Source organism: Cupriavidus alkaliphilus, from assembly GCF_900094595.1.
GTDB classification, from domain to species: domain Bacteria; phylum Pseudomonadota; class Gammaproteobacteria; order Burkholderiales; family Burkholderiaceae; genus Cupriavidus; species Cupriavidus alkaliphilus.
In genome coordinates, this window is sequence record NZ_FMAD01000002.1 from 45,774 (window position 1) to 68,107 (window position 22,334).

At 66.3% G+C, this 22,334-nt stretch carries 20 protein-coding genes and 1 pseudogene; 14 read left to right on the plus strand and 7 right to left on the minus strand.

Annotated elements, in window-relative coordinates; all coding sequences use genetic code 11:
• The first annotated feature begins 314 nt into the window (after positions 1-314).
• From gshA to mnmH, 9 genes are all read left to right on the plus strand, one after another.
• Positions 315-1,610, plus strand: coding sequence for a glutamate--cysteine ligase (gene gshA, locus GA0116996_RS03735; RefSeq protein ID WP_062802025.1), 1,296 nt, complete (start codon positions 315-317; stop codon positions 1,608-1,610).
• Positions 1,611-1,618: 8 nt separating this feature from the next.
• Positions 1,619-2,584 carry a glutathione synthase gene (gene gshB, locus GA0116996_RS03740; protein WP_092307441.1) on the plus strand — a complete coding sequence of 322 codons (966 nt, stop codon included), beginning with the start codon at positions 1,619-1,621 and terminating at the stop codon, positions 2,582-2,584.
• A 77-nt stretch (positions 2,585-2,661) separates the two neighbouring features.
• On the plus strand, positions 2,662-3,117 hold the full coding sequence (locus tag GA0116996_RS03745; protein WP_012351600.1) for a PTS sugar transporter subunit IIA: 456 nt from the start codon (positions 2,662-2,664) through the stop codon (positions 3,115-3,117).
• Positions 3,086-3,355, plus strand: coding sequence for an HPr family phosphocarrier protein (locus GA0116996_RS03750; protein WP_018008656.1), 270 nt, complete (start codon positions 3,086-3,088; stop codon positions 3,353-3,355). The genes GA0116996_RS03745 and GA0116996_RS03750 overlap by 32 nt, the downstream gene beginning before the upstream one ends.
• 49 nt (positions 3,356-3,404) lie before the next feature.
• Positions 3,405-5,177, plus strand: coding sequence for a phosphoenolpyruvate--protein phosphotransferase (ptsP, locus tag GA0116996_RS03755; protein WP_092307443.1), 1,773 nt, complete (start codon positions 3,405-3,407; stop codon positions 5,175-5,177).
• Positions 5,178-5,391: 214 nt separating this feature from the next.
• Positions 5,392-5,697 (plus strand): (2Fe-2S)-binding protein, encoded by a 306-nt coding sequence (locus GA0116996_RS03760; protein WP_026164535.1) that lies wholly within the window; start codon positions 5,392-5,394, stop codon positions 5,695-5,697.
• 123 nt (positions 5,698-5,820) lie between these two features.
• Positions 5,821-6,300 carry a bacterioferritin gene (bfr, locus tag GA0116996_RS03765; RefSeq protein ID WP_092307445.1) on the plus strand — a complete coding sequence of 160 codons (480 nt, stop codon included), beginning with the start codon at positions 5,821-5,823 and terminating at the stop codon, positions 6,298-6,300.
• Positions 6,301-6,482: 182 nt separating this feature from the next.
• Positions 6,483-7,526, plus strand: coding sequence for a selenide, water dikinase SelD (gene selD / locus GA0116996_RS03770; protein ID WP_092307447.1), 1,044 nt, complete (start codon positions 6,483-6,485; stop codon positions 7,524-7,526).
• On the plus strand, positions 7,526-8,632 hold the full coding sequence (gene mnmH, locus GA0116996_RS03775) for a tRNA 2-selenouridine(34) synthase MnmH (RefSeq protein ID WP_092307449.1): 1,107 nt from the start codon (positions 7,526-7,528) through the stop codon (positions 8,630-8,632). Before selD ends, mnmH begins: the two co-directional genes overlap by 1 nt.
• Before the next feature lie 7 nt (positions 8,633-8,639).
• Here the strand turns inward: mnmH and GA0116996_RS03780 are convergent, their stop codons facing one another.
• The 6 genes and pseudogenes from GA0116996_RS03780 to gpmA form a co-directional block, all read right to left on the minus strand.
• The gene (locus GA0116996_RS03780; protein WP_244159757.1) at positions 8,640-9,557 is read right to left on the minus strand and encodes a T6SS immunity protein Tli4 family protein; all 918 of its coding nucleotides are present in this window, start codon (positions 9,555-9,557) and stop codon (positions 8,640-8,642) included.
• A gap of 95 nt (positions 9,558-9,652) precedes the next feature.
• On the minus strand, positions 9,653-11,314 hold the full coding sequence (locus tag GA0116996_RS03785; protein WP_092307453.1) for an esterase/lipase family protein: 1,662 nt from the start codon (positions 11,312-11,314) through the stop codon (positions 9,653-9,655).
• Between the two features lie 7 nt (positions 11,315-11,321).
• Positions 11,322-14,374 (minus strand): annotated as a pseudogene (locus GA0116996_RS03790) (type VI secretion system Vgr family protein).
• A gap of 270 nt (positions 14,375-14,644) precedes the next feature.
• Positions 14,645-15,442 carry a HesA/MoeB/ThiF family protein gene (locus tag GA0116996_RS03795; protein WP_092307455.1) on the minus strand — a complete coding sequence of 266 codons (798 nt, stop codon included), beginning with the start codon at positions 15,440-15,442 and terminating at the stop codon, positions 14,645-14,647.
• A gap of 31 nt (positions 15,443-15,473) precedes the next feature.
• The gene (locus tag GA0116996_RS03800; protein ID WP_092307457.1) at positions 15,474-17,081 is read right to left on the minus strand and encodes a S41 family peptidase; all 1,608 of its coding nucleotides are present in this window, start codon (positions 17,079-17,081) and stop codon (positions 15,474-15,476) included.
• 179 nt (positions 17,082-17,260) lie between these two features.
• Positions 17,261-18,007, minus strand: a complete 747-nt coding sequence (gene gpmA, locus GA0116996_RS03805; protein ID WP_092307459.1) for a 2,3-diphosphoglycerate-dependent phosphoglycerate mutase — start codon at positions 18,005-18,007, stop codon at positions 17,261-17,263.
• Positions 18,008-18,208: 201 nt separating this feature from the next.
• Here gpmA and GA0116996_RS03810 point away from each other — a divergent pair, with 201 nt between their 5' ends.
• The 5 genes from GA0116996_RS03810 (at position 18,209) to GA0116996_RS03830 (ending at position 21,818) form a co-directional block, all read left to right on the plus strand.
• Positions 18,209-18,622 carry a rhodanese-like domain-containing protein gene (locus GA0116996_RS03810; protein ID WP_012351614.1) on the plus strand — a complete coding sequence of 138 codons (414 nt, stop codon included), beginning with the start codon at positions 18,209-18,211 and terminating at the stop codon, positions 18,620-18,622.
• A 78-nt stretch (positions 18,623-18,700) separates the two neighbouring features.
• Positions 18,701-18,958 (plus strand): glutaredoxin 3, encoded by a 258-nt coding sequence (gene grxC / locus GA0116996_RS03815; protein WP_092307461.1) that lies wholly within the window; start codon positions 18,701-18,703, stop codon positions 18,956-18,958.
• A 192-nt stretch (positions 18,959-19,150) separates the two neighbouring features.
• Positions 19,151-19,669, plus strand: coding sequence for a protein-export chaperone SecB (secB, locus tag GA0116996_RS03820; protein ID WP_012351616.1), 519 nt, complete (start codon positions 19,151-19,153; stop codon positions 19,667-19,669).
• 114 nt (positions 19,670-19,783) lie between these two features.
• Positions 19,784-20,800, plus strand: coding sequence for an NAD(P)H-dependent glycerol-3-phosphate dehydrogenase (locus GA0116996_RS03825; protein ID WP_092307463.1), 1,017 nt, complete (start codon positions 19,784-19,786; stop codon positions 20,798-20,800).
• Positions 20,801-20,840: 40 nt separating this feature from the next.
• Positions 20,841-21,818 (plus strand): Bug family tripartite tricarboxylate transporter substrate binding protein, encoded by a 978-nt coding sequence (locus GA0116996_RS03830; protein WP_092307465.1) that lies wholly within the window; start codon positions 20,841-20,843, stop codon positions 21,816-21,818.
• A gap of 15 nt (positions 21,819-21,833) precedes the next feature.
• Here GA0116996_RS03830 and trmL read toward each other — a convergent pair whose 3' ends face one another.
• The gene (gene trmL, locus GA0116996_RS03835; RefSeq protein ID WP_092307467.1) at positions 21,834-22,304 is read right to left on the minus strand and encodes a tRNA (uridine(34)/cytosine(34)/5-carboxymethylaminomethyluridine(34)-2'-O)-methyltransferase TrmL; all 471 of its coding nucleotides are present in this window, start codon (positions 22,302-22,304) and stop codon (positions 21,834-21,836) included.
• Positions 22,305-22,334: the final 30 nt, after the last annotated feature.

The window sequence follows — 22,334 nt, forward strand, 5'->3', positions numbered from 1 at the left end:
AAAGTGCTTAACTCCGATCTTAAAAAGCTTCAATTGTCTTTAATGTGCGGCGCACATACATTGCCACTGAGGCAGTTTCCTCCACCTGCAGAACGCTCCCCGTATCTGTCAGGCCATTTAAAAGCGCGGCATCGCCGCGCTTTTTTTTTGCCCGTCCGCCGTCGCCGGCGCGGCCTCTTTATTTCGCGCCGTCCATCCCCATATGGTTATCCCTTATGCCAGGCGCTGCATATCCTTATAAAGGGTGTGCCAGCGCCTGGTTGGCCGTTCCTCTACAATCGGGGCGAACGATTAAGACGATCTATAGGATGGATATGGTCCCGCATCTCATCACCGCGCTGAACGGTCCGCTGCTCGAACTGGAAAAGAAGATCCTGGACGCGACGCCGTCCATCGAGCGCTGGTTCAGGCTGGAATGGCAGGAACATACGCCCCCGTTCTATTGCTCGGTGGACCTGCGCAACGCCGGCTTCAAGCTGGCGCCGGTCGATACCAACCTGTTCCCGGGCGGCTTCAACAACCTGGCTCCCGAGATGCTGCCGCTGGCGGTGCAGGCGGCGATGGCCGCGATCGAGAAGATCTGCCCGGATGCCAAGAACCTGCTGCTGATTCCGGAGCGCCACACCCGCAATATGTTCTACCTGCAGAACGTGGCGCGGCTGTCGCTGATCATGCGCCAGGCGGGGCTGAACGTGCGCCTGGGCTCGCTTTCCGAGGAAATCACCGAACCGACCCCGATCGAGCTGCCCGATGGCCAGACCCTGGTGGTCGAGCCGCTGGCGCGCCTGGGCACCAAGGGCCGCCGCCTGGGGCTGAAGGACTTCGATCCCTGTTCGATCCTGCTCAACAACGACCTGTCGGCTGGCATTCCGCCGATCCTGGAAAACATCAACGAGCAGTACCTGCTGCCGCCGCTGCACGCCGGCTGGTCCACGCGCCGCAAGAGCAGCCACTTTTCCGCCTATGACGAGGTGGCGAAGAAGTTCGCCAAGCTGATCGACATCGACCCGTGGATGGTCAACCCGTACTTCGCCCGTACCACCGGCGTGAATTTCCACGAGCGCGTGGGCGAGGAAGAACTGGCCGACGCGGTCGAGGGGGTGCTGAAGAAGATCGCCAAGAAGTACCGCGAGTACGGCATCAAGGAAACGCCATACGTGGTGGTCAAGGCCGATGCCGGCACCTATGGCATGGGCATCATGACCGTGCGCGACCCGTCCGAGATCAAGGGCCTGAACCGCAAAGAGCGCAACAAGATGAGCGTGGTCAAGGAGGGCCTGGAGGTCAGCGACGTCATCATCCAGGAGGGCGTGCACACCTTCGAGAAGGTCAACGAGGCGGTGGCCGAGCCGGTGGTCTACATGATCGACCGCTACGTGGTGGGCGGCTTCTACCGCGTGCACACCGGCCGCGGCAACGACGAGAACCTGAACGCGCCGGGCATGCATTTCGTGCCGCTGGCGTTTGCGCCCAACGGCATCCCGGACAGCCACGCCAAGCCCGGTGCGGCGGTGCCGAACCGCTTCTACATGTATGGCGTGGTGGCGCGGCTGGCCTTGCTGGCGGCGTCGCTGGAGCTCGAGAAGACCGACCCCAACCCGATCATCTGAACGCCGCCATGCGCATCCTCTTCATCACCGATCCGCTGGAGACCTTCAAGACCTACAAGGACTCCACCTACGCCATGATGGCCGAGGCCGCCGCGCGCGGCCATGAGCTGTACTGGTGCCTGCAGCCGCAGCTGGCGCTGTCCGGCCGCACGGTCGAGACCGTGGCCACGCGCCTGCACCTGACCGGCGACGATGGCGCAGAGCCCGGCGCCTGGTACCGCGAGGGCAACAGCGCGCTCGAGCCGCTGTCGGCCTTCGACGCGGTGCTGATGCGCAAGGATCCGCCGTTCGACATGGAATACGTGACCAGCACCTGGCTGCTGGAACTGGCCGAGGCGCAGGGCGCGCGCGTATTCAACAAGCCGCGCGCGATCCGCGACCATTCCGAGAAGCTGGCGATTGCGCAGTACCCGGAATTCATCACGCCGACGCTGGTCACGCGCGACCTGGCGCGGATCCGCGATTTCCACGCCGAGCATCGCGACATCATCGTCAAGCCGCTCGACGGCATGGGCGGCATGGGCGTGTTCCGCGTCGGCGCGGACGGCATGAACCTCGCTGCGATCGTCGAGACGCTGGGCCAGGACGGCGCCCGCTCGCTGATGGTGCAACGCTATATCCCGGCGATCAAGGACGGCGACAAGCGCGTGCTGCTGATCGGCGGCGTGCCGGTGCCGTATTCGCTGGCGCGCGTGCCGATGGCCGGCGAAGTGCGTGGCAACCTCGCCGCGGGCGGCACCGGCCGCGCCCAGGAGTTGAGCCGGCGCGACCGCGAGATCGCCGAGGCGCTGGCGCCGGGGCTGTGGGAGCAGGGCCTGCTGCTGGTCGGCCTGGACGTTATCGGTGACTACCTGACCGAGGTCAATGTGACGAGCCCGACCTGTTTCCAGGAGATCACCCAGCAGACCGGCTTCCATGTCGCGGCGATGTTCATCGACGCGCTCGAGCACGCGGTCGGCGCTGCCGGCAGCTAGCCCCGGCGGCCCGGGCGGCCAGCGGGAGCGCCGGGGGGCGCCTGCTACAATCGGGGCAATCCAACGGATTCACCATCATGGCAGGCATCCTGATCATCGCGCACACCCCGCTGGCGTCAGCCCTGCGCGATTGCGCCGCCCACGTCTACTGTGGCCAGCCGCAGCGGCTGGAAGCCATCGACGTCCTTCCCGATGCCGATCCCGCCGCCGTGCTGGCCGAGGCCAGGCGCCGCCTGGAGGCCATCTGCGAAGACAACGGCGCGCTGGTCCTGACCGACATCTTCGGCGCCACCCCCGCCAATATCGCCGCGCGCCTGGCCGAGCCGGGCCGCGTGCGCGTGCTGGCCGGCGTCAACCTTCCCATGCTGGTCCGCGCCATCTGCTACCGGGCCGAAAAGCTGGACCAGCTTGCCACCAAGGCGCTGGCCGGCGGCTCGCAGGGCGTGCTGCAGGTCGGCACCACCACCGTCCAGAATCAAACCGCCAATCATCCCGACAAATATGCTGCAGAGGGACACCACCATCATCAATAAACTCGGACTGCACGCACGCGCGTCCGCCAAGCTGACCCAGCTCGCCGGCAGCTTCGTCAGCCAGGTCAAGATGTCCCGCAACGGACGCCAGGTCGATGCCAAGAGCATCATGGGCGTGATGATGCTCGCCGCCGGGATCGGCTCGACCATCACGATCGAAACCGAGGGTCCCGACGAACAGGAGGCGATGGACGCGCTGCTGGCACTGATCGCCAACCGTTTTGGTGAAGGGGAGTGAGGCCGGCGGCCTTGACCCGAATTGATAAACGTTCCTGACGGAGCGGTACATGCCTTTCGCCCTGCACGGCATCCCGGTCTCGCGCGGCGTCGCCATCGGGCGCGCGCACCTGCTTGCGCCCGCGGCGCTGGACGTGTCGCACTACCTGGTCGATGAAGAGCAGCTCGACGCCGAGGTGGAACGGCTGCGCGCCGCGCGTGCCGCGGTGCGCGCCGAACTGGCCGCGCTCAAGCGCGACCTGCCGCGCGACGCGCCCGAAGAGATGGGCGCCTTCCTCGATGTGCACGCGATGATCCTCGACGACGAGGCGCTGGCGCGAGAGCCCGAGGCGCTGATCCGGGGCCGGCGCTACAACGCCGAGTGGGCCCTGACGACGCGCCTCGAAGAGCTGATGCGCCAGTTCGACGAGATCGAGGACGAATACCTGCGCGAGCGCAAGGCCGACATCCAGCAGGTGGTGGAGCGCATCCTCAAGGCGCTGGCCGGCGCCCCGGTGCTGGTGCCGGCGCCGGTGCCCGCGCTGGCCGCCGACGGCGAGCCCGCGCCCGGCGTGATCGTGGTGGCCCACGATATCGCGCCGGCCGACATGCTGCAGTTCCGCCACACGGTCTTCCACGGCTTCGTCACCGACCTGGGCGGGCGCACTTCGCATACCGCCATCGTCGCGCGCAGCCTCGACATCCCGGCTGCGGTCGGCGTGCAGAGCGCGAGCGAGCTGATCCGCCAGGATGACTGGATCATCATCGACGGCGACGCCGGCCTGGTGATCGTCGACCCCACCGCCATCATCCTCGAGGAATACCGCCACCGCCAGAGCGAGCGCGTGCTGGAGAAGAAGCGCCTGCAGCGCCTGCGCCATACGCCGGCGGTGACGCTCGACGGCATCGAGATCGAGCTGCTGGCCAATATCGAAATGGCCGAGGATGCCGGCGCCGCGCTGGCCGCGGGCGCGGTCGGCGTCGGCCTGTTCCGCTCCGAGTTCCTGTTCATGAACCGGCGCGACGAACTGCCGGGCGAGGAAGAGCAGTTCCAGGCGTACCGCGGCGCGGTCGACGCCATGCACGGGCTGCCGGTGACCATCCGCACCATCGACATCGGCGCCGACAAGCCGCTCGACGCCCGCGGCGACGGCCGCGCAGACGACTTCGAGACCGCGCTGAACCCGGCGCTGGGCCTGCGCGCGATCCGCTGGTCGCTGTCGGAGCCCGGCATGTTCCTGACCCAGCTGCGCGCGCTGCTGCGCGCCTCGGCCTTCGGTCCGGTGCGGCTGCTGGTGCCGATGCTGGCGCATGCCAGCGAGATCGACCAGACCCTGGCGCTGATCGCCAAGGCCAAGCGCCAGCTCGATGAGCGCGGCGAGCCGTACGACCCGGGCATGAAGGTCGGTGCCATGATCGAGATCCCCGCGGCGGTGCTGCTGCTGCCGCTGTTCCTGCGCAAGATGGATTTCCTGTCCATCGGCACCAACGACCTGATCCAGTACACGCTGGCGATCGACCGCGCCGACAACGCCGTGGCGCATCTGTTCGACCCGCTGCATCCGGCGGTGCTGCAACTGGTGGCGCGCACCATCCGCGAAGCCAACCGCGCCGGCGTGCCGGTGGCGGTGTGCGGCGAGATGGCGGGCGACCCGTCGATGACGCGGCTGCTGCTGGGCATGGGCTTGCGCGAATTCTCCATGCACCCGTCGCAGCTACTGCGGGTCAAGCAGGAAATCCTGCACGCCAACTGCGAACACCTGGAACCGCTGATCGACCAGCTGCTGCAGGCATACGATCCCGAGGAACAGGCAACGGTCCTGCGGCAAATCGCACGACCCTGACGCAATCAGGGTTTTCCGAGGCAAAAAGGCGGCTGGCGCGGCACTTCCCAACACGGAAAAGTGCCGCGCCAGCCGCCTTCTTTTTACGCCCTGTGACGCCTTCCCGACCTTCGTTGATGTGGCTTAATGGGAATTGTTATCATTATTGATCTCTGATATTCTGACGTTCATTCGCAGGGACATGCCGGTGTCCCGCGCCCCAACGGAGGGAGTTGTGTACGTCTGCATCTGCAACCAGATCACCGATCGTGAGATTCACGGTGCCGCGCACCTGGGCGTCGAAACCCTCGACGAACTGGCTGAAACGCTCGGCGTCGGCACGTGCTGCGGCCGTTGCCGCGAGTGCGCGCAGCAGGTGTTGCAGGAAGGCGTGGCCGCGGTACGCAACGTGACGGTGGCGACCCTCGCCAGCATCCAGGTTGTGGAGATTTCTTCCTGTTCCGCTTCGGGCCCATGTACCATAATGGACACTCGGGACCCGGCAGTCGCGAACGACCAGCGCAAGGCGCTGGTGGCCTGAACGCGCCCATGAACTGAAGCTTCAGTTCACGGCGCGTTTTTGCGCATTCCTTTTTTCTGACTGCACGGCGCCATTGGCGCCGTTTCGTATTTTTGCGCGGGCCCGATGCAACAGGAGCCGCCAATGAAAGGTGACAAGAAGGTCATCCAGCATCTGAACGCCCAGCTCAAGAACGAGCTGACCGCGATCAACCAGTATTTCCTGCACGCCCGCATGTATCGCCACTGGGGCCTGAAGAAGCTCGGCGAAGTGGAGTACAAGGAATCGATCGGCGAGATGAAGCACGCCGACCGCCTGATCGACCGCATCCTGATGCTGGACGGCCTGCCCAACCTGCAGGACCTGCACAAGCTGCTGCTCGGCGAAGACACGCCCGAGATGCTCAAGTGCGACCTGAAGCTGGAGCAGACGGCGCACGCCACCGTCAAGGAAGGCATTGCCTACTGCGAGTCGGTTGGCGATTACGTCAGCCGCGAAATTCTGGTCGATATCCTCACCGATACCGAGGAACATATCGAATACCTGGAGACGCAGCTGGACCTGATCGACAAGGTCGGGCTGCAGAACTACCTGCAGTCGCAGATGGAGCCGGGCGAGCAATAAGCCGCCGTTTTCGGCGAGGCCGCTTCGGTGGGCGGCCCGCCCCAGCGCGCGGCGCCGATCGGCGCCGCCTGGTTGCTCGCCTGCAGGCAGTAACCCTTCTCATTCCAATTCCTCTCTTCATCCAGGCGCGCCGGCGGGGCAAGGCTCCTGACCCGCCGGCGCGCCGCGCGGAGCCCACGTTCATGACCAGTCCCATCCGCCTGACGCAGTACAGCCACGGTGCCGGCTGCGGCTGCAAGATTTCTCCCAAAGTGCTCGACGTGATCCTGGCCGGCAGCGGCGCGCAGCACCTGGACCCGCGCCTGTGGGTTGGCAATGCCTCGCGCGATGACGCGGCGGTGTATGCGCTGGATGGCGCGGACGGCCAGCGCGGGGTGGTTTCCACCACCGACTTCTTCATGCCCATCGTCGACGACCCGTTCGACTTCGGACGCATTGCCGCGACCAATGCGATCAGCGACATCTACGCCATGGGCGGCGACCCGCTGATGGCCATCGCCATCCTGGGCTGGCCGGTGAACGTGCTGCCGCCCGAGGTGGCACGCGAAGTGGTGGCCGGCGGGCGCCGCGCCTGCGACGACGCCGGCATTCCGCTGGCGGGCGGTCACTCGATCGACGCGCCCGAGCCCATTTTCGGCCTGGCGGTCACGGGGCTGGTCGAGCGTGCGCACATGAAGCGCAACGACACGGCCACGCCTGGCTGCCGGCTGTACCTGACCAAGCCGCTCGGCATCGGCGTGCTGACCACGGCCGAGAAGAAGGGACTCCTGCGCGACGATAACCGCCATCTGGCGCGCGACTGGATGTGCGTGCTGAACCGGCCCGGCAGCGTCTTCGGGCGCTTGTCGGGCGTGCGCGCGATGACCGACGTGACCGGCTTCGGGCTGCTCGGCCATCTGGTCGAAATGGCCGACGGCAGCGGCCTGACCGCGCGCATCGACTATGCCGCGGTGCCGGTGCTGGATGACGTGACCGACTACATCGGCCAGGGTTGCGTGCCGGGCGGCACCCAGCGCAACTTCGACAGCTACGGGCACCGCATCGCGCCGCTCACCGAGACGCAACGCGCGCTGCTGTGCGACCCCCAGACCAGCGGCGGCCTGCTGGTCGCGGTCGAGCCGGCCGGCGAAGCCGAGTTCCTTGACGAATGCCGGCGCCTGGGACTGGCGCTCGCCCCGATCGGCGAGATGGTCGCCCGCGCCGCGCTGGCCGTAGAGATCCGCTGATGCGTCCAGATACCGCCGACTTCCGCAAACTATTTCTCAGTGGCGTCGCCATGCTGGACGTGCGCGCGCCGCTGGAGTTCGCGCGCGGGGCCTTTCCCGGCGCGGTCAACCTGCCGCTGATGGACGATGCCGAGCGCCACGAGGTCGGCCTGTGCTATGCGCAGAAGGGCCAGCAGGCCGCGATCGAACTCGGCCACCAGCTGGTGGCCGGCCAGCGCAAGGCGACGCGCATCGCCGCCTGGGCGGAGTTTGCGCGCGCGCATCCGGACGGCTACCTGTATTGCTTCCGCGGCGGCTTGCGTTCGCAGCTGGTGCAGCAGTGGCTGCACGATGCCGGTGTCGACTATCCGCGCGTGACCGGCGGCTACAAGGCCATGCGCAGCTTCCTGATCGAGACCATCGATACCGCGGCGGCCGCGCAGCCATGGTTCGTGGTGGGCGGGCTGACCGGCAGCGGCAAGACCGACGTGCTGGCCGACGTGCCCGCGTCGATCGACCTGGAAGGCCATGCGCGCCACCGCGGCTCGGCATTCGGCCGCCGCGCGCTGCCGCAGCCGCCGCAAATCGACTTTGAAAACGCCCTCGCCATCGACGTGCTGCGGCATCTCGACGCCGGCTGGCGTGCACTGGCGGTGGAAGACGAAGGCCGCTTCATCGGCAGCCGCGACGTGCCGCAGGCACTGTCGCAGCGCATGCAGGCCAGTCCGCTGGTATGGCTGGAAGCGCCGTTCGACGCCCGCGTCGAGCGCGTGCTGCGCGACTACGTGCAGGGACTGGCGGCGGAATTCATCGACACCAGGGGCAGCGCGGAAGGCTTCGACGCCTACGCCACGCGCCTGCGCGAAGCGATGGCCGCGATCGCGCCGCGGCTTGGGGGCGCACGCTACGGCAAGCTGTCTGCACTGCTGGACCAGGCGCTGGCGCGGCAGGCAGAATGCGGCGAGGTAGCACTGCACCGCGGCTGGATCGAAGTGCTGCTGCGCGACTACTACGATCCGATGTATGACTTCCAGCGCGACCAGCGCGCGGCGCGCATCGTGTTCCGCGGCGACCGCGCTGCCGTGACCGACTGGCTGCTGGCGCACACGGCGCGGCAGGAGGAATAGGGCGGCGCTAAACTGCGCCGGGCCGCAGCCGAATGGACTCGATGATGGCATCCCATAGTTGCAGCGCCTCTTCATCAGACTGGAATGCGGGCTGATACGGTGTCTGCGGACTGTCCACCGGCTGCTCGAGCACGCGCAGGCCCGCGGATACGTTTTGCTCGGACAAGGACTTGTTTTTTCCTTGGGATTCCCAGGCGAATACATAAACACGCTGGCCATTGCCCGTCGCGGCGGTTGCATACTCTTCCGCGGGAATCGCACCGACATTGCGTTCGCGCTTGCGCAATACCTTCAGGCCGGCGAGCGGACCGAGTACTGCCTTGGTTAGGAAGTTGTCAACGCGTTCGAGCAACCGGTCTTCCTCGGCGCCGGTGCTGGCGTCAAAGCTGATGAAGGCGTTGGGATGTTGGGGCAGCGTGATGCCCACCTGCACGCTCTCCGAACGGTAGTCGTTGCCGGCGATAAAGCCTTGGTCGATGCAGAAGCCGGGGCCGGTGGGGATTTCGGTTTCGGAACGGGAACGGATGTTGTTGGCCAAGGTCTTCGCAAGTCGGAGGGCTATCGCCTCTCTACCAGGGGAGACACCCCCGCCATAATGAAAAACGCGCCACGGACTCGCTGCGACAAGGTATGTATCGTCACGCAGCATAGCCTTGCTGTATGGCAATGACCATGACAGTAAGACCTCCGATTCGGTGCCAACCATCGTTCTGCTGACAAACATGGAGCCCTGCGTCTCGTGATGTGCGGCCTTCAAGTCCTTTTCCCGCTGGTAGATCATTGACCGAAGCGTGCCTGGGGTCTGTCCGGGCATCGGTGCGATTTCGTCGCCCCAGATCTTGTAGGTTGCGCTGACTTTCGCCTGTGGAGGAAGCTCAACGAGGTAGCGCCCAAAGCAGTATGTCTTCCAGCCAAGTTTATCCATCGAAGGGCTCCGTGTCATCGATTGCCCGTAGCTAATGCTTGCAAATGCCAACGTTAGGAAAACAGCAATTACCGTAACGAACGAGCGGGATGTCTTCATTTTTCACTCGAGTGCCAGTCGGCCAATTGGGAAATTTTGGCAATGCCGTATAGCGTTGCCCAGCGCGCCCTGGGGTCGTTGTAGCTACCTTGGTGATCGTAGCCTTTGCGATCAGCGTTCTCGGAACCTGCACCATCCGAACCGTGCCGGAAACTTGCCACAACTCCAGCATCACGTGGGGCCTCGCCAGAGAACGCGGGTACCGTCCCGTCACCTTGACCGCGTGCCGCCGTTAGGGCGGGGGCGTTATTCGAGGCTTGATAGCTGCCATTGCCATCGTCGCTCGCCGGAAAAGCAGATGTGGGGAATGCATTTGGATTACCACGCCAGACGATATCCTGCCAGCTATGCATTGGCCTTGAACCATCCGCACCATAGTGTACGTAAGTTTCAGGATGGTACTGCCCAGCGAGATCACGATGAAACCTAGCGACTTGATCTATCAGTTCTTCGAAGGTGCTGCGCGAGGCGGCTTTTGCATATTCGTAGTTGGACAGGTCCTCCGACAAATTGAGAAACTTCGTGTTCGGCTCCGGCACAAGCCCATACCACGCTGGATTTTTGTAAATCTCATCATAAGGGTTTCCAGCGCGCGGAAAGGCACAGGGTAAGCCTTCTGTATCCATGACCACCTCGCCAGGTTCGCTCTGCAAAAACAACCAAGCTTGGCCGTCGCGATGATCGAACGTTGGGCATAGCTCCAAGGCGCCAGCTGAATTTGCCACGACAGCGGTAACCTCCCCTGCATTGGAGCCCAGAATCAACTGCTCAGGCCCCTCATAGCCCGCACGCATGTGATGGTAAATCGCCGGCGCCCCTGTCGCCGGCAGCACGCCATGGACCACACCTAGCACCTTCTCATAGCCGACAAGATTCGTAAGCGCGCGCGCCACGAGCCCGCCCATGGAATGCGTAACCAGGATGACCTTGTCGGCTGGTACTGGCGGCTTCTGTTCACGGTAATGCCTCAGCACCGTGTTTTCGATGTATTGCCTGACGTCTTCGGCGGACTTTCGGTTGGATTGAAGCCAGTTGTAGCCGGCGCACCATTCATCGAAGTCATAGCGTGCTGCTTTCATGAGTTCTGGCTCCGTCAAAGGCGGCTGTCCGGTTTCCTCACCATAGTCACCGGGCGGATGCAGGCCTTCAGTCGACCACCATCCTTGCAGCGTGCGGTTGGCAACGATGCGGCTGGTGCGCGCCTCCAGTAACCCCATGACCGGGTTATAGGAGGTACGCAGCACGCTGCCCCAGCCTCGCTTGCGCGCGGTTTCTTTTGCTAGTCCCGATTCCCCGACGTCAATAGCGCCTCCGTCGTCCACAGTCAAATCTTCCGCTTTCAGGATTTGCTGCCGTTGCTTTGGTCCTCGTATGCCCCATGTCGCCAAGGCGGCGACAACGCCGAGTATGTCGGCCAGGTTCAGGCTCATATTCGGTGGCCGCCAGACAGCATTGCCTGTCTTTTTGTTCTTCAGGTTGGTCCCCATGATGCCGGGCAGGAACACGATCGGGATCACTGCGGGCAGCTTGGTCTCGATAACCTTGGTTCGTGTGTCCTCGGTGGGTGTCAGGTGTGTGTCAAAGACCGGTCGCCCATCGATATCGCGCGTGCGCGATATCACGACTTCTGGATCGGACGAATTGCGCTCGTTTTGCATTGCCTCCTCAGCCCTTTTGGTCACGCGTGTACTTTCCAAGTACGCGCAGCTGAACATGCTCCATCGAAATGCCTCGCTGCTTCGGCAAGCGCCCCTCGCTGTCTGTCACAAGTTTGATGCGTGCGCCACCGTTCCGGCGCAGTTCAACTTGCACGTTTCGCAGCGGCTCTCCGGTGATTTCGTCTCTCAAAAGGTAGGCGTCATCGAACGGCGTCTGGGGCCACGTATTCATCTCCCGCGAAGCATGGGTCGGTCCTTCGAACTTCCTCTGCGCCGCCTTGTAGGTAATCGGGCCGGGACATTCGAAGGTGATATTCCCGCCTTCAATCGTGATGGCCGCCCCGCCAGCCGTCGCGATGCGAATCCGCTTGGCCGCGGCAAAGTCCACATTCATGTTGGCCGACACAATGGTCAGGTCCTCTCGCGCCGCCAGCTTCAGCAAATCGTGCTGCGCCTGGAGATCGATATCGCCCTGACCTGCTGTCAGTTGCAGGCCGACGTTGCCTTCACCGGCCGAAGACAGTCCTGCGGCCACGCCAATCGCCTGACCCGCATGCACACGCGCCTGGCCTGCGACGGCGACGTTGTTGTCCTGGCCGCTGGCCATCACGACGCTTTCCCCACTGGCGATTTGCAGATCCTGGCCCGCCACCATAGCCACGCCAGCCCTTCCGTTGAGGTGGGCCATTGGCTCGCCCTGATGCGGCACCTTTCCCGGCGTGCTGGTATTGCCGCCAGCCGCATCCGCCCTTGCCGCTTCGAGCGATTGCCTATCGACCATGCCGGCTGCCGCTTTGGCTTGCTTCGCCAGCGGCGAATCGACACCCTTGCCGGTCGACAGAGCCTGGCTTTGATGCGTGGTCGCGCCATCGCTCAGCGTCCTGACCAGATCGCCCGCCAGCCGCAGCAGCGCGATGCCGGCGGCGTTGTCGCCGGTCGGCAGCACGTGGCCGGTGACGGCATCGCGATAGGTTGTCAGCAGCAGGCCGGCCCGGCCGCGCACCACGGCGTAGCCATCGGTACGCAGCTCGAACCCTTGGCCCCTGAAACTGCCGCGGCGATTGTCCTGCTGGTGGATCGCATGGCCCAGATTGAGCTGGGTGGCTTGTTCGGTGGTGGCCAGTTGCGTGCGCAACTGGTCGTCGGTGTCGTCGAACACCAGCTGGTTGTAGCCTTTGCCGCCGTGCTCCTGGCTCTTGAACCCGGTCAGTGCGGCGTCGTTGCGGTGGCCGTCCGGATCTGCACCCATGCCGTGCCACGCCGGGCTGTTGCCGCCGGCTAGGTTGCCCTGTGCGCTCGGCTGGCTGTCTGAGCCCATCGCATAGAGGCCGCTGGCGTCATAGGGCTGGGAGAACGTAGTGGCGGCCATCGACTTGCCGCCCGGCGTGGGCGCGATGCCGGCTTCGCCCTGGCCGTTGTACAGCGCGCCGATCACGAACGGCTGGTCGATATCGTTGTCCGTGAACTTGACCAGCACCTCCTGGCCGATACGCGGCAGCCATTGCCAGCCCATGCCGGCGCCGGCTTGCCGCTGCGCCACGCGCAGCCAGCGACTGCTGCGGTCGTCGTCGCGCTCGCCGCGCTGCCAGGGAAAGCGCACGCGGATCTGGCCGCGCGGGCTGGTGTGGTGTTCGGCGTTGCCGCCGGCCTCGGTCTGTCCCTCCGGGCCGACCACGATCGCGGTATGGACGCCCAGCGGCGTGGATCGGCTGTAGAGGCGCGGACAATCGCCTTCCAGCACGGCGGCGCGCCATGGACGGCGCGCATCGAAGGCACGAAAGAGCGCCGCATGGCCGTGTTCCCGAGCCGCCGCCAGCAGGGCGGCGGTCGGTACCAGCCGCTCGGCCGGGCCAACGGGGAAGCTGCGCATCAGGCCGGCGGTGGTCGCCGCGGCATCCGGCGCCGGCGGCGGCGTGTCGAAGCGCAGTGCCGCTTCCAGCGGCCCCATTCGGTCGGCGAGCGCGGCGCGCGTCTCCACTGCGAGGTTGTTGATGCCACAGTGCTCCACCGCGTCGAGCAGCAGCGGATACCCCGCCGTATCGTCTTCCTGTGGCGGCAGGTGCGGGCAGCCGGTGACGCGCAGTCGTGTGCCGCTGCGCAGCGTGCGTACGGAAGCGCTGCCGGTGAACACCAGCGCACGCGCTTCGATGGCTTCCATCACCTGCTCGGCGACGCGCTGCGCGCTGGCCGTGTCCGGCGCCAGCGACAGGCTGACCGAAAGATAAGGATCGGGGCTGGCTGCCCGGCCTGAAAATACGTCGAAGCGCGCGGGCGCGTGGCTGCGGATGGTGCGCTTGGCTTCGGGGTCCCAGGCGCCGACTGCGACGCCGCCCACCGCGGCACGGGTTTCACAGATCAACTGCTGGTCGCGTCGGCCGACTCCTGGCTATGCGCGCGGTGGTAGCGGATGCCGCCGCAAGCGGCTGACTCGGGGTCTTCCGGCAATTGCGCGCTGTCGGCAAAGATCACCACCACATGGCCGAAAGGCGCTTCGTCGTCTTCGACCACGGTGTAGCCCAGCCCGGCCTCGGCCAGCAGGCGTGACAGGAAGTGGTAGTCGGTCTCGCGGAATTGCGCGATGTGGTCGCGTTCGCCGAACGCGGCGATGCGGGCTTCTGCTGCGGCGGCATAGCGCCACTGTGCGTACGGCGCGTAGTCCTGCAGGAGGGCGTCGATGATGCTGTCGAGCTTGCGGTTCTGGAACACTTGGCTGTGGCGCTGCTGCGTAGTCAGCCATAGCCAGGGCACCACGGTCAGGCGGTAACGCGCGAGGCTGCCGTCGGCGCCAAGCTTCTCGGCCTGGCGGATCAGGCCGGTGCGGCGGGATTGGCCGCCGCCGGCGAGCGTGGTCAGCAGTGTGATGCGCTGGCCGAGCAGGCAATCCAGCGCAATATCGGCATTGGCGCTGACCGCAACGATGCGCCATTCGAACACCGCAGAGATGGCCTCGCGGCCGGTCCAGGCTTCTATCGTCAGTTCGCGGATCGCACCGTCGCCTTCGAGCGCATACAAGCGATGGGCCGCACTGAAGAGGTGCTGGTAAATGGTGGCTGCATCCATTCGCTGTCCGAACTCCCTGCGTCAATCGCTGTGGGGCGCGCCAGCAGAATAAGTGGTAAATGTGTCAAAAATATCCGCCACATTCTAGTGCCGTGCGCTAATGCCGGGCAGCAGAAAATTCCGCGCATGCAGCGGCCGCGCCTGCCGTAGTCACGATGGACTCGCGAGCAGGGGGCATGGGAGAGGTGGGGGAGTCGAAGCGGGAGCGTTGTCGCGGCCATGCTGGCGCCTGTCAGCGCCGGCCGCATCGTCAGCGGGGAACTACGGGGCTCAGTGTCCGCCGCAAACCGGACAGTCCGGCGTACGTGCCAGCCGCATCGTGGTCCATTCCATCGACAGCGCATTGACCATCAGCAGCCGGCCGGCGAGGCTGTCGCCCACGCCGGCAAGCAGCTTGAGGGCCTCGGCCGCCTGTACGGTGCCGACCATGCCGACCAGCGGTGCGAACACGCCCATGGTGGCGCACGCGACTTCCGGCGCGGGTTCCGCCGGGGGGAACAGGCAGGCGTAGCAGGGGGCGTCGGGCTGGCGGCGGTCGAACACGCTGATCTGGCCGTCGAAGCGCAGCGCGGCGCCGGATACCAGCGGCACCTTGTGGCGCACGCAGGCGCGATTGACGGCCTGGCGCGTGGCGAAGTTGTCGCAGCAGTCGAGCACCACGCTGGCCGACGCCACCAGCTGGTCCAGTTCGGCATCGCCCACGCGTGCCGGCACGGTGACGATGTCCAGGCCGGGGTTGATGCGCAGCATGCCTTCGCGGGCGGAGTCGACCTTGGGCCGGCCCACGTTGGCGGTGGTGTGGATGATCTGGCGCTGCAGGTTGGTCAGGTCGACCTCGTCGTTGTCGACCACGGTGATGCGGCCGACGCCGGCCGAGGCCAGGAAGGGCAGGGCCGCGGCGCCGAGGCCGCCGGCACCGATCACCACGGCATGGCCGGCCAGCAGGCGCCGCTGGCCTTCGATGCCCAGCTCGTCGAGCAGGATGTGGCGCGAATAGCGCAGCAGCTGTTCGTCGTCGAGGCCGTCGGACAGGGCGTCTTGCGGGCCTTCGTGGATCGCGTCGTTCATGCCGGCAGGCTCACTGAAAGGCCTCGGGACTTCACGGTGCCTTGCCGGTCGGCGTTCCCAGCGGCTCGCCGATCGGCGCGCTGGCCGGCGGCTGCTTGCCGGGGGCCGGTGCCGCCGGCTTGGCGGCCGGTGCGCTGGCGCCCCTGGCGCCGCTCTTGCCCGAAGGCTTCGCCGCCTTGCCGTTGTCGGCCGGCGGGTTCGTTTCCAGCTTGGACTTGGAGCGCTTGACCGGCTGGCCGTTGAGCTGGGCGATGGCCTGCTGCAGCATGAAGTCGTCGGTCGAGCCGAATTCCACCGGCTTCTTGCGGCGCTCTTTTTCGCGCTCTTCCGGGGTCTTCTTCGCGTTCTCTTCTTCCAGGCGGCGCAGTTCCTCGACACGGCGCTGCTCGCGCTCGGTCATTTCCGGTTCTTCCGATTCCTGCTTGTTGTGCAGGTGGCGCTCGGTGTCGATCTCGCGCGTGATCAGCGCGTCGTCAGGGTCGCCTTCGGGGTTCTGGTCGACTGGGATATCCGGGCGGATGCCCTTGGCCTGGATCGACTTGCCGCTCGGCGTGTAGTAATACGCGATGGTCAGCTTGATGCCGGTGTCGTTGGTGAGCGGGCGCACGGTCTGCACCGAGCCCTTGCCAAAGGTGGTCTTGCCCATGATCTGGGCGCGATGGTGGTCCTGCAGCGCGCCGGCCACGATCTCGGAGGCCGAGGCGGAGTAGGCGTTGGTCAGCACCACCATCGGGATCTTCTTGTAGAGCGCGGGCAGGTCCTTGAGCGGATCATCTTCCAGCGACGACAGGCGGTAGTTGTTGTACGTAGCCTTGTACACGCGCTTGGCGTCAGGCACCTGGCCGTTGGTCGACACCACCGTGGCGTCTTGCGGCAGGAAGGCCGCGGCCACGCCGACCGCGCCCTGCAGCACGCCGCCGCCGTTGTTGCGCAGGTCCAGCACCAGGCCCTTCATGTTGGGGTTCTTCTGCGCCAGCTCGGTCAGCTTGCGCGCCAGATCGGAAATGGTGCGTTCCTGGAAGCTGGTCAGGCGGATCCAGCCGATATTGTTGTCCAGCATCTTGGCCTTGACCGACTGCACGCGGATTTCGGCGCGCGTGATCGAGACCGGGAAGGTGCGTTCCTCGCTCTTGCGGTAGATCGTCAGCGTGACCTTGGTGCCGGGCTCGCCGCGCATGCGCTTGACCGCCTGCTCCAGCGGCAGGCCGCGCACGGGCTTGTCGTCGATACGGGTGATCAGGTCGCCGGGCTGGATGCCGGCGCGGAAGGCGGGCGTGTCCTCGATCGGGTTGATCACCTTGACCAGGCCTTCTTCCTGCGAGATCTCGATGCCCAGGCCGGCAAAGCGCCCGCGCGTGCCTTCCTGCAGTTCCTTGAAATCCTTCTCGTCGAGGTAGGACGAATGCGGGTCGAGGCTTGCGACCATGCCCTTGATGGCCTCGGTCAGCAGCTTCTTGTCATCGACCGGCTCCACGTACTCGCGCTTGATCTGCCCGAAGATATCGGCCATCAGCCGCAACTGGTCCAGCGGCAGGGGCCCCGATGAATTCTGCGCGGTCGCCGAAATCTGCAGCGTGGCGAGCACGCCGGCGACGAGGCCGACAGAAACTAGGCTGATGTTCTTGAGCGTCTTGCGCATGAGGGCTGCCTGAACTTGTACGCGAAGTACGGGTGTACGGTATGGGGATTATGCCGGCTGCGGCCGCCCGGCGCCGGGCGGTTTGTCCGACAGTATAAGTGCGAGTGGAGAAATGGGCCTGTCCCGTCCCGGCTCAGGGTGGGCGGCCGCACATCGTGCTGCGGCCGCCCGGGCGGATCTCAGCGTGCCTTGCCCTGGCTGGCCACGGCCGCCAGCGAGGCGGCGATGGCGTCCTGGTCACCCAGGTAGTAGTGGCGCAGGGGGCGCAGGTCGGCGTCCAGCTCGTAGACGAGCGGGGTGCCGTTGGGGATATTGAGGCCGACGATGTCGTCATCCGAAATCTGGTCCAGGTATTTCACCAGCGCGCGGATGCTGTTGCCATGAGCGGCAATCACCACGCGCTTGCCGGATTGGATGTCGGGGGCGATGGATTCGTTCCACAGCGGCATCACGCGGGCCACGGTGTCCTTCAGGCACTCGGTCAGCGGGATTTCGTTGCGCGGCACATTGGCGTAGCGCGGATCGTCGTACGAGGCGCGCGGATCGGTCGGCTCCAGCGCCGGCGGCGGCGTGTCGTAGCTGCGGCGCCATACCAGCACTTGTTCGTCGCCGAACTTGGCGGCGGTCTCGGACTTGTTCAGGCCGGCCAGTGCGCCGTAGTGGCGTTCGTTCAGGCGCCATTCGTTGCGCACCGGAATCCACATCAGGTCCATTTCATCCTGAACGTGCCACAGCGTGCGGATGGCGCGCTTGAGCACCGAGGTGTAGGCCACGTCGAAGCCCATGCCGGCTTCCTTGAGCAGCTTGCCGGCCTGGCGCGCCTGGGCGGCGCCGGTCTCGGTCAGGTCGACGTCGACCCAGCCGGTAAAGCGGTTTTCGAGGTTCCACGTGGATTCGCCGTGGCGGATGAGGACGAGCTTGTACATGCTGCTGCTTCCAGAGAGTAGGTAACCTGCATGCGTCCGCGCCGTCACCTGGAGGGGCCGTGAAAAACGGCCATGACGGGATTCGGTAAGCATCCCATGTCTCGGACAGGCGACAATGGCGGATGGCCGTGCAGCGGCAGGGCCTGGACGCCAAACCGCGTATTTTATAATGCCGCCGACCCAACCTACCGGAAAGCCAACGTGAATTTCTTCGCCGACTACAACAACCTCGCCCTGATCGCCCTCGCCGTGGTGTCGGGCGGCCTGCTGGCCTGGCCCGCGATCTCGCGCAGCGCGGGCGGCAAGTCGGTCAATACGGCCACCGCGACCCAGCTGATCAACAAGCGCGGCGCCGTCGTGGTCGACATCCGCGAGCCCGCGGAGTATGCCAAGGGCCACCTGCCGCAGGCCAAGAGCGCGCCGCTGGCCGACCTGGCCTCGCGCGCCGCCGGGCTTGCAAAGGACAAGGCCGCCCCCATCATCGTGGTATGCCAGACCGGCCAGCGCTCGGGCAAGGCCCAGGCAGCGCTGAAGGAAGCCGGTTACAGTGAGATCTACGCGCTCGAGGGCGGCATTGCCGCCTGGCAGCAGGCGGGCCTGCCGCTGGTGAAGTAAGCGCGGCAACCTGTCGTAACCGTCACGGCGTGTCCCGGCCAGGCCGGGGCGCGCCCATTGCATTCAAGGAGACCCCGCATGGCCCGCGTCGTCATGTACAGCACCGTGGTGTGCCCGTATTGCCAGATGGCTGAACGCCTGCTCAAGTCCCGCGGCGTGGAAACGATCGAGAAGATCCTGATCGACCGCGAACCGGGCAAGCGTGAAGAGATGATGAGCCGCACCGGGCGCCGCACCGTGCCGCAGATCTACATCGACGACACCCACGTGGGCGGCTTCGACGACCTCTCGGCGCTCGACCGCCAGGGCGGCCTGGTGCCGCTGCTGGCCGCCTGAGTCGACCCGGGACTGGCCCTGCGAAGAATCGTCTGATTTTGCGCGGGGCGGTCCCGGCATCCCTCCCGGCGCGGGTGAATTCGCCACCCGCGTCATGTACCATATGCGTTTTCCAACCGGGCACCGGCCGGCCTTGCACGATGCCGCCGCCGTACCCGACACGCATCCAGCCCATCCTCCCGGAAGCCTTTCATGAGCGACCAGCAAAACACCCAGCAGGACGATCAACCTTTCTTCAACATCCAGCGCGTCTACCTGAAGGACATGTCGCTGGAGCAGCCCAACTCGCCGGCCATCTTCCTGGAATCGGAAGCCCCGTCGGTGGAGGTGCAGGTGAACGTCGGCGCTTCGCAGCTGCAGGAAGGCATCTTCGAAGTGGTGGTGACCGGTACCGTGACGACCAAGGTGCAGGACAAGGTAGCCTTCCTGGTGGAAGCGCACCAGGCCGGTATCTTCGATATCCGCAATGTGCCGGTCGAGCAGCTGGACCCGCTGCTGGGCATTGCCTGCCCCACCATCCTCTACCCGTACCTGCGCGGCAATATCGCCGACGTGATCACGCGCGCCGGTTTCCAGGCCATCCACCTGTCGGAAATCAACTTCCAGGCGCTGTATGAGCAACGCCTGCAAGCCGCCATGGAAGAAGCCCAGGGTGCCGAAGGCGGCAACAGCGGCATCGTCATGCCCGACGGCAGCCAGGCTCGCCACTGATCCCGGCGTCCTGCGCCATCCACTGAAACGGGGCTGCGGCCCCGTTTTGCCTTTGGGCTACCATCGTTGGCGCAAGCGGCCAGAGCGCTTGCGCCAACTACTGTTCGAGCTGCCATGAAACTGACCTTCCTGGGTGCCGGGGCGTGGGGCACCGCCCTCGCCAGCCATGCCGCGGCCACCAATGACGTGGTGTTGTGGGCACGCGACCCGGCGCAGCTCGCGGCGCTCGCGGCTACGCGCGAAAACGCTGCCTACCTGCCCGGCGTGACACTGTCCGAACGGCTGGCGGTGCAGGCGGATTTCGAGCAGGCGGTGGCGCACGCCGCCGACGATCCGGACGGCATCGTGGTGGTGGCCACGCCGGTGGCGGGCCTGCGCGAGATGACGCGCCGGCTGGCCGCGCGGGGCGCCAAGCCGGTCTCGATGCTGTGGCTGTGCAAGGGCTTCGAGGCCGGCACCCACCTGCTGCCGCACCAGATGGTGCGGGCCGAGCTCGACGCCGCCGGGCGCACCGAGGGCTTTGCCTATGGCGTGCTGACCGGTCCCAGCTTTGCCCGCGAGGTGGCCCTGGGGCTGCCCTGCGCGCTGACCGTGGCGGGCACCGAGCCCTCGCTGGCCGACCGTGCGCAGGCGGCCTTCCACCACCACGCCATGCGCATCTATGGCAGCGACGACCTGACCGGCGTGGAAGTCGGCGGGGCGGTCAAGAATGTGCTGGCGATCGCCACCGGCGCCAGCGACGGGCTGGGCCTGGGGCTGAACGCGCGCGCCGCGCTGGTGACGCGCGGGCTGGCCGAGATGACGCGGCTGGGCCTGGCGCTGGGCGGCCGGGTCGAGACCTTCATGGGCCTGGCCGGCGTCGGCGACCTGATCCTGACCGCCACCGGCGACCTGTCGCGCAACCGCAAGGTCGGCCAGCAGCTCGCTGCCGGGCAGAGCCTGGAGCAGATCCTGGCGGGCCTGGGGCACGTTGCCGAAGGCGTGCGCTGTGCGCAGGCGGTGGCCGAGCTGGCCGCCACGCACGGCATCGAGATGCCGATCGCACGCGCGGTCTGCGCGGTGCTGTTCGACGGGCTCAGCGCCGCCGACGCGGTGGCGCAGCTGCTGCAGCGCGACGCGCGCGACGAATGACCGACCGCGTTTTTCCCTTGTTCCTGAGCCTTCGCCTCGCATGTCCACACGACGCCAAGCGCTGATCGCGCTCGCGGCCGCCTGCGCCGCCGGCGCTTCCGCCAGCGCTTTCGCCCAATCGTGGCCGGCGCGGCCGCTGCGCATGGTGGTGCCGTTCCCGCCGGGCTCGTCGCCCGACCTGATCGCGCGCATCCTGACCGAAAAGCTGGCCACGGCGCTGGGCCAGCCGGTGGTGGTGGAAAACCGCCCCGGCGCCGGCGGCAACATCGGCACCGGCATGGTCGCGCGCGCCGCGCCGGATGGCTACACGCTGCTGTTCACCATCAACGGCCCGCTGGTGACCGCGCCCACGCTGTCGCGCAACCTCAACTACGACCCGTTCCGCCAGCTGGCGCCGGTCACGCTGGTGGCGACCTCGCCCAACGTGCTGGTGGTCGATGCGCGGCTGCCGGTGCACAACCTGCGCGAGTTCGTCGCGCTGGCGCGGTCCCGGCCGGGTGAACTGAACTATGGCTCGCCCGGCAACGGCAGCGCCTCGCACCTGGCGATGGAGCAGCTGAAGGCGATGGCGGGCGTCGACCTGCAGCACGTGCCGTATCCCGGCTTCCCGCAGATCACCACGGCGATGGTCGGCGGACAGGTGCAGGCGGCCTTCATGGTGCCGGCGATCGCGATGCCGCAGGTCAATGCCGGCAAGCTGCGCGTGCTGGCCGTGACCACCACGGGGCGCACCGCGGTGCTGCCATCGGTGCCGACGGTGGCGGAATCGGGCTACCCCGGCTTCGAGGCGATTTCCTGGCAGGCCGTGCTGGCGCCCGCGGGCACGCCGCAGGCAGTGATCGACCGGCTTTACCGCGAACTGGTGGCGATCATCGGCAGCGCCGACGTGCGCGACAAGATGCGCGCGCAGTATTTCGTGCCAGCCGGGACCGCGCCGGCGTCGCTGCGGCAAACCATGGCGAGCGAGAAGGCGCGCTGGGACAAGGTGATCCGCGCAGCCGGCGTGCAGCCAGAGTAAACCGCCTCGGCAGCTTCAGCTGCCGCCCTCGAAGCCGTTCTGCCGCCAGGCCTCGAACACCACCACGGCGACCGTGTTGGACAGGTTCAGGCTGCGGTTGTCCGGCCGCATCGGCAGCCGGATGCGCTGCGCGGGCGGGAACCACTCGCGGCGCTCGGGCGACAGCCCACGTGTCTCGGAGCCGAACACGAACCAGTCGCCCGGCCGGAATGCCACCTGGCCGAACGGCGTGGAGCCGCGCGTGGTCAGGGCAAACATGCGCGTCGGGTCGGGTTGTTCGCTGGCCATCAGCGCGTCCCAGCTGTCGTGCACGCGCATGGTGGCGTACTCGTGGTAATCCAGCCCCGCGCGGCGCATGCGTGCGTCTTCCAGCGGAAATCCCAGGGGTTTGACCAGGTGCAGCTGCGCGCCGGTGTTGGCACACAGGCGGATCACATTGCCGGTATTGGGCGGGATTTCCGGTTCGACCAGGACGACGTTGAACATGATGCGGGGCGATGGCGGGCGCGCGGGCGC